This window comes from Nostoc sp. DedQUE09 (assembly GCF_034530915.1).
Lineage (GTDB): Bacteria > Cyanobacteriota > Cyanobacteriia > Cyanobacteriales > Nostocaceae > Nostoc.
Genome location: NZ_JAVRCE010000010.1, coordinates 16,627 through 29,140 on the forward strand (window position 1 = coordinate 16,627; position 12,514 = coordinate 29,140).

Sequence of the window (12,514 nt, forward strand, 5' to 3'; positions counted from 1 at the left end):
ACTTCCAAGACAAAAATTATCCATCTTGTGGGGTGGGCAACATGAGCGCTCTAAATCTGGGACGGGCAAGATGCCCATCCCACAAGAAAATTTGGGATGTTTTTTTATTTGGTAACTAATTCAGGAGGTGTGAAGATGCGAATTGCATACATTTGTGCTGATCCGGGTATACCTGTATTTGGTCAAAAAGGATGTTCGATTCATGTCCAAGAGGTGATTCGATCGTTGCAAAAGCAAGGTAGCCAAGTCACATTATTTGCTACTCGGATTGGGGGAGAATTACCCGCAGATTTAGCTAATGTTGTTCATCAACTCCCAGTTATCCCTAAATTAGAACGGGCGGTGCGAGAGCAAGTTGCTTTAGGTATGAATCCTGATTTACGTTTAAATTTGGAAAGATTTGGCCCCTTTGACTTCATTTATGAGCGTTATTCTCTTTGGAGTTATAGCGCGATGGAATATGCCCAAGCTATGGGAATTCCGGGTTTGTTGGAGGTAAATTCGCCTTTGATCACAGAACAAGCACAGCATCGGGGTTTGATTGATCGCCAAAGTGCGGAAGAAGTTGCAAATCGAGTGTTTTCAGCTGCTACAACACTGATTGCTGTTTCAGATGTACTGAAAACTTACTTAATGAATTATGTGGACAGTAGCAAAGTTCACGTCATCCCTAATGGTGTCAATCCTCACCGCTTTTCTATCCTTCGTCCGGTAACTCAACCTGAAACCTTTACAGTGGGATTTGTTGGTACGTTGAAACCGTGGCATGGATTGCCAATTCTCACAGAAGCTTTTAGTTTACTGCATCAACGTGTTCCCAATGCCAAACTCTTAATTGTTGGCGATGGCCCCGAACGCGAAAATCTACAAATGGAATTAGCTGCACGGGGATTAGATGCTCATACTCAATTTACTGGTGCGGTGAATCCTGATGAAGTTCCTCAATTTTTAGCAGCAATGGATGTCGCCGTTGCACCCTACGCCGCGCAATCTGATTTTTACTTCTCACCATTGAAAGTGTATGAATATATGGCGGCTGGTTTGCCTGTAGTTGTGAGTCGGATTGGGCAATTGGCAGACTTAATTGATTCAGGGGTGAATGGTATTCTTTGTCCTCCAGGTGATGCGATCGCTTTAGCAGAGGCATTAGAAAAATTGTGGCGATCGCCTACTCTCCGTCATACTTTAGGACAGGCGGCGCGGCAAACGGTGATCGCACATCATACTTGGGATGCGATCGCTCAAAAAATTCTCTACATAGCATCTCCATTGCTGATGGAGGTGAAACGATAAATGTCAAAAGCTCAAAATGTTTCTGGTTTGTGGGGAATCCTAGTTTATTTCTGGTCTGACATTCGTCCACAGTTCGGACTACTTGTGATTTCTGCGATCGCTTTAGTTGCAGATGTCGGACTCCGCGTATTAGAACCTTGGCCGCTCAAGTTTGTCTTTGATTATGTTCTTCTTCGCAGCAAAAAGCTAAATAATATTCCCGTCATTGCTAGTCTAGAACCGATAACATTACTGACTTTCTCAGCCGTTGCAGTCTTACTCATTACAAGTTTACGCGCCCTTGCTGCCTATTGGAGTACCGTCGGATTAGCAACAGTCGGCAGCCGAGTCATGGCGAAAGTGCGTAATCATTTGTATTGTCATCTGCAAGATTTATCTTTGGCATATCACACCAAAGCACGTAGCGGCGATTTAATTATTCGCGTCAGTAGCGATGCTAGCCGTCTCCAAGAAATTATGATTACGGCAGCATTACCGCTAGTAGTCAGCATTCTGACTCTATTTGGAATGATTGGGGTAATGTTTTGGATCAATCCCAGCCTCACCCTACTTTCACTATTCACGCTACCGTTATTTTGGCTAGTTGCTAACCGACTCAGCCAGCGAATTAAAGATTCCTCATTAAAGCAACGCCAACAAGAAGGTGCTGTAGCGGCGACGGCGGCTGAGTCCATTGCTGCCATTAAATTAGTTAAAGCCTTATCCTTGCAAGACGCTTTTGCACGCGTATTTGCTCAACAAAATCAACGTAGTCTCAAAGAAAACGTCAAAACCCAACGGCTGGCGGCTCACTTAGAACGTACCGTTGATGCTGTGATTGCATTGGGAACAGCGATCGTTTTATGGTATGGTTCTTGGCTGGCGTTGCGGGATGCGTTAACACCTGGGGATGTGCTGGTATTTCTCACCTACCTGAAGAATGCTTTTAAGCCAGTGCAGAACTTCGCTAAGTACACTGGACGACTGGCGAAAGCAGCGGCTTCTAGTGAGCGTATTTTAGATGTATTAAATCAGCAACCCGATGTCTATGATTTGCCGGATGCAATCCCAGCCCCGATTTTCCGAGGTGCAGTGCGTTTTGATCGCGTCCACTTTGCCTATCAATCAGGACAAGTTCTACTGCAAGACATCAACTTAAACATTCAACCAGGACAGCAAGTAGCGATCGTTGGGACTTCTGGTGGTGGTAAATCTACATTAGTCAGTCTCTTATTACGGCTCTATGACCCAACAGCAGGGCGCGTAATGATTGATGGGCGGGATATTCGAGAATACACATTGGCATCATTACGTCCACAAATTAGTGTAGTTTTGCAAGATAGTCTCTTATTTGCTGCTAGTATTCGAGAAAATATTAGCTACGGGATTGCAGGGGTGTCTGATGCTGAAATCGAAGATGCGACTCGTTTAGCTAATGCTCATGATTTTATCCAAGCTTTACCACAAGGATACGACACCCTTGTAGGAGAAAGAGGCGCAACTCTTTCTGGAGGACAAAGACAAAGAATTGCGATCGCTCGTGCTGCTATTCGTCAAGCTCCTATCCTGATTTTAGATGAACCTACAACAGGGTTAGATCAGGGTAATGAGAAGGCTGTGATTGATGCACTGCAACAGTTGTCGGAAAATCGCACTACTTTTTTAATTACTCATGATCTTTATCTGGCAACTCGCGCAGATATGATTCTTTATCTGGAAAATGGGCAGGTGGTGGAACAAGGTACTCATCTGGAATTGATGCAACAGAATGGGCGTTATGCAGCTTTGTATCAAGTGCAGGCTTCTTTGAGGGTTTAGAGGGGAGTTTTTTAACGCAGAGGTACGCAGAGTATGGGGTTTAGTGATGGGAAGATGCCTTTTTTGGCGGATGCGGTTGATCGGTTGCGGGTGGAAGAGTGTTTTGGGCGGTGTTTAGCGATCGCTGTAAATTGTCGTGTGCAGAAAGTCCGGGTTATTCGTCATAAGTTGGGGCGGTGTTGTTTGATTGAATATGAATTGATTAATGATGATGGACAAATAATTACGCTCATTGGTAAGGTTAGGGCTAAGGGAACGGATTTTCATAGTTATGAGTTACAGAAATCTCTATGGTCTGCGGGATTTGGTGATGATAGTCCTGATGGAATTTCTGTACCTGAACCTGTAGGCGTAATTCCCCAATGGCAAATGTGGTTACAGCGTAAAGTTGAAGGGGTTATTGCTACTCAATTTTTATCACCAACTGACAGTATTTTACCTGCAAAACTAATTGCTGAAGCTGCCCATAAATTGCACCAAGCTAATATTCTTCCTCATCGTTCTCATACTATGTCAGATGAACTGCGAATTTTGCATGAGCGGATTTCATTAATTACGCAACAATATCCACAATGGGAAGAACGCTTAGAGAGAATATTAGAAGCAAGTAATCATTTAGGAGAAAACACGCCAGAACCAAAACGCTGTGGTATCCACCGTGATTTTTATCCCGATCAAGTGATTATTAATAATTCTCGTTTATATCTCATCGACCTAGATTTATATTGTGAAGGTAATCCAGCACTTGATATCGCTAATTTCATTGGTCATATTCAAGAATACAGCCTTCGGACTTTTGGTAATTCCCAAGTATTACAAGAGTATGAAAATGTTTTAACTGAAAGATTTATTCAGCTTACAAGCGATAAATTCCTCAGTGCAATTCAATCCTATACAACCCTAACTTTAGTTCGACATATTCATATCAGCACCCAATTTGCAGAACGTCGTCCTTTTGCAGAAGCACTATTAAATCTGTGCGAAAAGCGACTTGGGATAATTCGTAATTCGTAAATATAGGGCTTCTGAGTTAAGTGCAATACAATAACCCCCAGTCAATTTAAATACAGTTCAGATAACCCCAAAACCTTCATATAGAGACGCGATTTATCGCGTCTTGAAAGACCAATAACCCCTACCTGAAACGTATTGCAGCTAATTTATAGCGATTCTCAGTTGAGTCCAATACAGACCTAACCCCCAGCCCCTTCCCTACAAGGGAAGAGGAGTAAGACTCAAAGCCTCTCTCCTTTTAGGAGAGAGGTCAAAGTCTATTGCATAGAAATGAGAATCGCTATATCTGTCACCCTATTTTTGCGGTAGTATTTTCAGGAGATAGTATTGATGGGTTTGATTTTTTGGCAGAAGGTTCGCTTGATTAGTTTAATCATTTTGTTTGCTTTTAGTAGCCTAAATAAAGCTAATGCAACGATTAATGCAGCAACAATAGAAAATAATCAATTAAATAATATTACATCAGTCTCTCAATTATCTGATATTAGTGCTGATAGTTGGGAATTTCAAACACTACAAGCTTTGATTGATCAATATGATTGTGTTAATAACGATAATATTAATAACAATATAAGCCTGACCAGATATCAGTTTGCTATTAAATTAAATGCTTGCATGATAAACATAAATGAGCTAACAAGTAATGGTAAACTAAATCGAGAAATATTAACTACCATTCAAAAATTACAAGCAAAATTTTCGGCAGAATTAGTAACTTTTAGAAATCGCATCAATTTCTTAGAAAACAAAGTAAATGCATTACAAACACAACAGTTTTCGCCCCAAGTTGAGTTAGAGGGAGAGATTATTTTTGCTATGACTGGAGTTGCTGGTGGAAAAAAAGCCAATAGCAGAACCAAGCAAATCAATGATAATTTAGTGTTGAGCGATCGCGTCCGTCTTAGCTTAGAGACAAGTTTTATCGGCAAAGACAACTTACAAATACGCTTGCAAGGTCGAAATACACCAGAATTGTCAGATTTTACTGGAACTAAAATGGCCAATTTGGGATTTGATGGCGACGATGACAATGAGATGGAAGTAGATGAGATTAATTATAAATTTCCACTAGGTAAGCAAACTCGCATAACGTTCTATGCTTTGGGAGGAGGATTAGGCGATTTTGTTCCTACTGTCAATCCTCTTTTTAGCGGTAGTGGAGACGGATCTATTTCTACATTTGGACGAGAAAATCCGATTCGACGACAAGGTGGCGGTGCAGGTATCGGTATTTCTCATAATTTAAATGACTCTCTGAATCTGTCATTGGCATACGTCACCAACGATGCAGCTAATCCAGAGAGGGGAATTTTTGCTAGTCCTCATGGTGCGATCGCTCAAATCACACTTGAACCCACCAAAACAACAGCACTTAGCGTTACCTATATCTACTCTTACAATAATGTGAATACCGGAACCGGCAGCGAATTAACTAACAATCCCTTTAATAATCAGGCAGATGCCATTACTGCGAATTCCTTTGGTGCAGAAGCCGCTTGGCAACTTAACCGAAGTATCACTCTTGGGGGCCGAGTTGGTTTTATTCATGCCAAAGCAGAAGATTTAGCAGCAACCCCAAATGCTTTTATCTCCACATGGGCGTTATTACTATCGATCAAAGATATTAGCAGAGAAGATAGCTTTGCCGGATTTGTGGTGGGTCAACCGCCTAAAGTGATTGATAATAGTTTCGGTAATACCTTTGAAGATGAGGATACATCTTTACATCTAGAAGCTTTTTACCACCTGCAAATCACAGATAATCTAGCGATAACTCCGGGTTTATTTGTCATCACGAATCCTGAAAATGATAATAGTAATGACAAAATTTATGTTGGTACAGTTCGTACAACATTTACCTTTTAACTATAAAAAAGGGTATCTTTTTCTCCTCGCACTGTTAACTGATCAGGCGTAACACCATCAGAGAGCGATCTGTAACTGGTACAGTTTGAGAGCCTGAAACTAATTTTCCCCGCTCTAAAAATCGAGGTTCATTAGTGTCAATTACTATCTCCCATACCTTATCTTTAAATTCATTGGGCAAAGCAAAGTCAATTAACTCGTAGTGAGCGTTAAAAAATAACAGAAAACTTTCATCAATAATCCGCTCACCACGATCCCCTGGAGTAGCAATTCCCTGCCCATTCAAAAAAATCTCCATTACTTTGGCATAACTAACTAGCCACTGCTTCTCGGTCATTTCACTGCCATCAGAATTAAACCAAGCAATATCATTAATACCTAAACCGTGAATGGGGCGACCTTGAAACCACTTACGCCGCCGAAACACTGGATGTTGATGGCGAAAATTAATTAGTTCGCGTGTAAAGTCTAGTAAATCCGAGTTCGCTTTATGCAAATCCCAATGCCGCCAGGAAATCTCATTATCTTGGCAGTAGACATTATTATTACCCTTTTGACTACAGCCAATTTCATCCCCTTCTAATAGCATTGGGACACCTTGAGATAGCATTAGGGTTGCTAAAAAGTTTCGTCGTTGCCGTTCGCGCAAACGCATCACATCTGGATCGTCGGTTTCACCTTCTACACCACAATTCCAGGATCTATTATGGCTTTCACCATCTCTACTGTCTTCCCCGTTTGCCTCGTTATGCTTTTCGTTGTAGCTGACTAAATCATTTAACGTAAAACCATCATGAGCAGTTATGAAATTAATACTTGCATTGGGGTTACGCCCGTTTGTTTGATATAAATCAGGGCTACCGGTAAAACAGTAAGCAAATTGTCCTAAACTATCATCGACACCACGCCAAAAATCTCTGACTGTATCCCGATATCTACCATTCCACTCAGACCAACGCAGTGGAAAGTTCCCGACTTGATAACCGCCTTCTCCTAAGTCCCAAGGTTCAGCAATCAGCTTCACATCTGCCAAGATTGGGTCTTGATGAATAATATCAAAGAAAGCTGATAGGTTATCTACCTCATATAATTCCCGCGCCAGCGCCGAGGCCAAATCAAAGCGGAAGCCATCTACATGCATTTCTGTCACCCAATAGCGCAGGCTATCCATGATTAACTTCAGAACTTGAGCATGGCGCACATTCAGAGAGTTACCGCAGCCTGTAAAGTCCATGTAGTAGCGAGGATCATCTTTTACCAAACGGTAATATACAGAATTATCAATGCCTCGCAAAGATAATGTTGGTCCTAAATGATTTCCTTCGCCAGTGTGGTTGTAGACCACATCTAAAATCACTTCAATTCCGGCAAAATGTAGTGCTTTGACCATTTGCTTGAATTCAGTGACTTGTTGTCCCGCAGTCCCACTAGCACTGTAACTAGAATAGGGAGCAAAATAGTTGATGGAATCGTAGCCCCAGTAATTGCTTAATCCTTTCCCTTCTAAATGTCCCGGATGAGATAGAAAGTGATGTACTGGCAGCAACTCAACTGCTGTAATTCCTAATTGCAGTAAGTGTTGAATTGCAGCCGGATGCGCTAACCCGGCATAAGTGCCGCGCAACTCTTCTGGAATAGCTGGATGTAGTTTAGTAAAACCTTTGACGTGAGTTTCATAAATAACAGTTCTATACCAAGGTGTACCAAGCAGTTGATCGCCTTCCCAATCAAAAGATTGATCGACCACAACACACTTGGGCATTAATTTGGCATCATCTAGTTCAGAAAAAACTAAGTCTTTTTCCTCAGCGTCTAGAGAGTAACCAAAGACACCTGGATCGTTAGTAAATTCACCGTCAATTGCCTTGGCGTAGGGATCAATTAATAGTTTGTTGGGATTAAATCGATGACCTACCTCCGGTGCCCACATTCCATGCACTCTAAACCCATACTTTTGACCTGGGCCAACTCCTGGTAAGTAACCATGCCAAACAAAATTGTTTTTTTCTGTCAAAGGTATGCGAATTTCTTCGTCATCGTTATCAAATAAACAAAGCTCTACCCCTGTTGCATTTTCCGAAAATAAAGCAAAGTTTGTTCCTTTGCCATCCCAAGTTGCACCTAAAGGATATACATTCCCCGGCCATAAAGCTACATACATAAGCAAATCTTGAATATTAGTTTTTCGGCAAATATTATTGACTTTGACTTTTTTGAATAATTAGTTAAAATCTAAGAGTTACTAATAATTCTTTAAAATCAGTCACATTAAAATTTAACTTACTAAATAATATTACTTGCTCTATCATTAGTAATAAAATCTCTATTCCTTAAGTTGGAAAAATTAATGTAGAGGGCAACAGACTGAAGAAAAACTGCGCTGTCTGCGACACGCCGCGCAATCTGTTTGAGTAAAGCGATGCCTGCGTTAGGATGCGCTAACGCTAAAAAGCAAGGGTTTGAAACCCTCACTGTTGCCCCAGCTTCCCGCAAGGGACGGCTCTTTACATAGCTTCAAATCATCTGGGGTCAAATCCCCTTCTAGCTTCTTTAAATGCGATCGCTCTAGAGTTTAACACATAGTAAATTGACAAATAGTCTCATCCGGTCTGTAGAAATATGACAACGTGTCTTTTGACACGATTTTACTATTACAGCAACAATGCTACGTAGTGACTGTTTTTACTTGGTGTGAAAGAGAACGTGAAAAAGGATTTTTTGTTGCTATCAGTTGCTTTACCTTTACTGATAGCATCTCCTAGTTATGCTGTTGAGAGTGAAATTGAGCAGAGAAATACTAATAAATCAACCGAAGTTATTTCAGATATTCCGAGTTTGAGTGAAGTTAAGCTACCTGTTACTAATGCCGAATTATTAACTCAACAATCTGTACCGATTCAAGTTAATCCAGAAGAAACTCAGGTAGAAACAGAGTCAGATTCTACAGATGATGCAGATATTTCTATAGAAGCGATCGCAGAACCAGACAACCTACCTCAATCTACTCCAACTTACGTAATTGATAAGGAAGAAATTAAAAAGCAGGGTGCTGCAAGTTTAGCTGATATTTTGAAAAGAATGCCCGGTTTTGCCATCAATGATGTAGGTCATGGTGCAGATATTCACACAGGTACATACTACCGGGGAGCTTCAATTAATCAATCTGTATTTTTGATTAATGGTAGACCGATTAACAACAATGTCAACACTTATCATGGTGGAACTGATTTAAATAGTATTCCTGTAGAGGCAATTGAACGAGTGGAATTATATAGCGGTACAGCCTCCGCTTTATTTGGTTCCTCAGCCTTTGGAGGAGTTGTCAATATCATTACCAAAGAAGGTTATGGCAAACCTAAATTCGATGCTAGTGCAGAATTCGGCTCATTAAATTTAAATAATCAACAAGTGACTTATGGTGGTTCGTCTGATAAGGTCAAGTACAACTTTAGCTTTGAAAGATTCTTTACAGATAACCGTTACCGCGTCCCTGTAGGTGCAGCAAATCGTGATGAACAGGGATTTTTATCGAATGCAGACACAGCGACAAGTACATACTTTGGTAGCATTGGAGTAGATTTAGATCAGAAAAATTCTCTGAATTTAGATGTTACTGCACTCAGCAGTCGTCGCGGCTTAATTTATTTTGGGTTCCCTCTGCAAAGAGATAGATTAGACCACGATGGTTTAAATGTTGGTTTATCTTGGAAAACTCGGCTAGGTAATGGCGAAAGCTCTAACCTGACAACCTCAATTGGTTATAACCAAGATTATTTTAGCACTTATGGCCCTACAGGAGCATCATTTTATCGTAGAGGGTCTTTAGATACACAACAACTCACAGCCAGAGTCGATCATGAGTGGAAAATTACTGCCAATAATAAATTGCGTTGGGGATTAGATTTGAAAAACACCGACTTAATCGGTGATGTTTTGAGTACAGATCCTACTAGGATTGCCGAAAACGAAAAGGAAGATCGAAGTTTGTTCAATACAGCTTTATTTGCTGTCAATACTTGGAATATTAGCGATAATTTTCTGATAGATTTAGGGCTAAGACAAAGCTTTGACAGCCAATTTGGAAATTATCTCAACCCTAGTGTTGGTTTACGTTATGCCGTCACACCAATAGTAGCAGTGCGTGGAAGTTGGGCAGGTGGACAACGCAATCCTGGGTTAGATCAGTTGTATGTTTATGATACAGTTCATGGTTGGGCACCTAATCCTGATTTAAGACCAGAAATTGGCTCAACTTGGACTGCGGGAGTAGATGTTAATTTTTCGGAAAATCTGATTGGACAGTTTACTTACTTTGGTAGTAGTATAGGCGATCGCTTGGGAGTCATCGCCGGAAGATGGGCAAACATTGGACTAGTAGATACCAATGGTTTAGAGGCTGCATTGCAATTAAAAATTGCTACTGGCTGGTCAACTTTCCTCAACTATACTTATACAGATTCCCAAATAAAAACAGGGACAGAGAAAGGTTTACAATTAGGTTTGATTCCCTACTCTGTACTGCAAACTGGTGTAGGTTATCAAAATTCAGGTTGGCAAGCTAACTTATATGTTACCTACAATAGTGGCGCTCGCAGATCCATCTTCGTTAACTCTACTGACAAGCCTACAGATTTTGCACCGTCTTTCGTAAATTTAGATTTGAGTGGTCGTATACCTCTAACTAACAATTTCGGGCTGACAGTTTACTTAGAAAATCTACTCGGTGAGCAATATGAGCGAGTTAATCGCATATATAGCCCTGGATTTACTTTTCGTGTGGGTTTAAGCGCCAGTTTTTAGGTATTCAATGTAGAGATTTTCTCATTGCAAAGTCTCTACATTATTATGTCTTTTCACATGATTTGCAAAACCTCACTTTTCCATAAGGTTGGGAAAGTGAGGTTTTACAGTATTTTTTGGTCAATACGACGCTCCGCCGTACAACATAGTGCGTTAAACTAAAGCCATAATCAGCCTAATTAAAATTTATTTTTAATTTAAAATCTAAAATCTAAAATTGCTATGAGAGCCAGAATTGAAAATAAAATACTTTTTATCCACCGCGAAGATTTACCAGAGTTTAAGAAGGGTGGTTCGGTGGTAAGAAACTCTTATTTTTGGGCACTACGTTCAATTGCTGGTCAAGCTTCACGTTATCGTGATTGGGAATACGAACCAGAGGTTTGGCTAGCGCTTTCGCGAATGCTTTTGTCGTTTGCAGAATCTGGTTATTTGGGTATTAGAGAAACTTTGCTAGAGTTTCCCTTATCTCAAGGAGAAATTCCTAATTTACTACGAGATGTTTCCACTTGGGAGTAGGGATGTATAGCTATCATTGTTATTAACAAATTCTTTACCAGTTTTTAGCTAAAAATGATTAAAATTAGAGATATAAAGTGATTGCTTGCCAGAGAGATTTGTATCTTAGAATTTGTAACCACTGATTTTAAAATCTCGAAACATCTCTTCTACATAGATGCGTAGCGGCTTCTTGCAAGGTGCGAGCGATCGCTATATATTTCTATTAAGGATTCAAACAAAGAAATGCAAAAATTGGAGGAAGGATGGGCTGTTGCCCATCCTAAACCATTATTTAATTGGTACTACTTTACGGGTGCTTCAGTAGCAGACTTACCAACTAGCATTGCGGTATTTTCGTCGCTTTCAAGAATACCGAATTCAATCAACAATTCTTCTAACTCTTCCATCTCGATAGGTGTGGGGACAGTCAGATTCTTGTTGTTGATGATCTTTGTACCTAATGTCCGATATTCGTTAGCTTGGTTGCTGTCAGGTGCATACTCGTTAACAGTCATCCGGCGCAATTCTGCGTGTTGAACAATGTTGTCACGAGGTACGTAGTGAATCATTTGGGTGTTCAAACGTTTTGCCAAGGTTTCGATTAAATCGATTTCCCGGTCAACGTTACGGCTGTTACAAATCAGACCACCTAAGCGCACGCCGCCTGTGTGAGCATATTTGAGAACACCACGAGCAATGTTGTTAGCTGCATACATTGCCATCATTTCACCAGAGGTAACGATGTAGATTTCTTGTGCCTTACCTTCACGGATAGGCATAGCGAAACCACCGCATACAACGTCACCCAAAACGTCGTAACTTACAAAATCAACATCTTTGTAAGCACCGTTTTCTTCCAAGAAGTTGATAGCGGTGATAATACCACGACCAGCGCAACCTACACCAGGTTCAGGACCACCAGACTCAACACAACGTACATCGCGGAAACCGGTCAGCATTACTTCTTCAAGTTCAATATCTTCTACAGCACCGCGTTCAGCAGCCAATTGCAAAACACTTGTTTGAGCTTTACTGTGTAGCATCAAACGGGTAGAGTCAGCTTTAGGGTCGCAACCGACAATCAGGACGCGCTGACCCATTTCAGCCATTGCTGCTAAGGTATTTTGAGAAGTAGTAGATTTCCCAATACCGCCTTTACCATAGAAAGCTATTTGTCTAATCTTTTCGTCAGTCATGGTTGTGTTTCCTACAATGATTTAGTTAATGAGTCGTAAGCTTGATG

The 12,514-nt window shown here is 40.8% G+C and carries 8 protein-coding genes; 6 read left to right on the plus strand and 2 right to left on the minus strand.

Going from position 1 to position 12,514, the window contains the following annotated elements:
* The first annotated feature begins 135 nt into the window (after nt 1-135).
* From RMY27_RS08775 to RMY27_RS08790, 4 genes are all read left to right on the plus strand, one after another.
* Nucleotides 136-1,293, plus strand: a complete 1,158-nt coding sequence (locus tag RMY27_RS08775; protein WP_322662291.1) for a glycosyltransferase family 4 protein — start codon at nt 136-138, stop codon at nt 1,291-1,293.
* Nucleotides 1,294-3,090, plus strand: coding sequence for an ABC transporter ATP-binding protein (locus RMY27_RS08780; RefSeq protein WP_322662293.1), 1,797 nt, complete (start codon nt 1,294-1,296; stop codon nt 3,088-3,090).
* Between the two features lie 33 nt (nt 3,091-3,123).
* Nucleotides 3,124-4,104: a phosphotransferase family protein gene (locus tag RMY27_RS08785; RefSeq protein ID WP_322662295.1), complete on the plus strand. Its 981-nt coding sequence runs from the start codon at nt 3,124-3,126 to the stop codon at nt 4,102-4,104.
* Nucleotides 4,105-4,434: 330 nt separating this feature from the next.
* Nucleotides 4,435-5,970 (plus strand): iron uptake porin, encoded by a 1,536-nt coding sequence (locus tag RMY27_RS08790; RefSeq protein ID WP_322662297.1) that lies wholly within the window; start codon nt 4,435-4,437, stop codon nt 5,968-5,970.
* Between the two features lie 34 nt (nt 5,971-6,004).
* On the opposite strand, the gene glgX is transcribed toward RMY27_RS08790, so the two are convergent.
* Complete coding sequence (gene glgX, locus RMY27_RS08795; RefSeq protein WP_322662299.1) at nt 6,005-8,131, minus strand: glycogen debranching protein GlgX; 2,127 nt, start codon at nt 8,129-8,131, stop codon at nt 6,005-6,007.
* Nucleotides 8,132-8,673: 542 nt separating this feature from the next.
* Here glgX and RMY27_RS08800 point away from each other — a divergent pair.
* Nucleotides 8,674-10,770, plus strand: a complete 2,097-nt coding sequence (locus tag RMY27_RS08800) for a TonB-dependent receptor (protein ID WP_322662300.1) — start codon at nt 8,674-8,676, stop codon at nt 10,768-10,770.
* A 222-nt stretch (nt 10,771-10,992) separates the two neighbouring features.
* On the plus strand, nt 10,993-11,289 hold the full coding sequence (locus tag RMY27_RS08805; protein WP_322662302.1) for a hypothetical protein: 297 nt from the start codon (nt 10,993-10,995) through the stop codon (nt 11,287-11,289).
* 284 nt (nt 11,290-11,573) lie between these two features.
* Here the strand turns inward: RMY27_RS08805 and nifH are convergent, their stop codons facing one another.
* Entirely contained in the window at nt 11,574-12,467 is an 894-nt protein-coding gene (gene nifH / locus RMY27_RS08810) for a nitrogenase iron protein (RefSeq protein WP_322662303.1), read from the minus strand.
* Between the last annotated feature and the right edge of the window lie 47 nt (nt 12,468-12,514).

Coding starts and splice junctions, on each gene's coding strand:
- RMY27_RS08805 (WP_322662302.1), top strand. CDS start 10,993: ATGAGAGCCAGAATTGAAAATAAAATACTTTTTATCCACCGCGAAGAT.
- RMY27_RS08780 (WP_322662293.1), top strand. CDS start 1,294: ATGTCAAAAGCTCAAAATGTTTCTGGTTTGTGGGGAATCCTAGTTTAT.
- RMY27_RS08775 (WP_322662291.1), top strand. CDS start 136: ATGCGAATTGCATACATTTGTGCTGATCCGGGTATACCTGTATTTGGT.
- nifH (WP_322662303.1), bottom strand. CDS start 12,467: ATGACTGACGAAAAGATTAGACAAATAGCTTTCTATGGTAAAGGCGGT.
- glgX (WP_322662299.1), bottom strand. CDS start 8,131: ATGTATGTAGCTTTATGGCCGGGGAATGTATATCCTTTAGGTGCAACT.
- RMY27_RS08790 (WP_322662297.1), top strand. CDS start 4,435: ATGGGTTTGATTTTTTGGCAGAAGGTTCGCTTGATTAGTTTAATCATT.
- RMY27_RS08785 (WP_322662295.1), top strand. CDS start 3,124: ATGGGGTTTAGTGATGGGAAGATGCCTTTTTTGGCGGATGCGGTTGAT.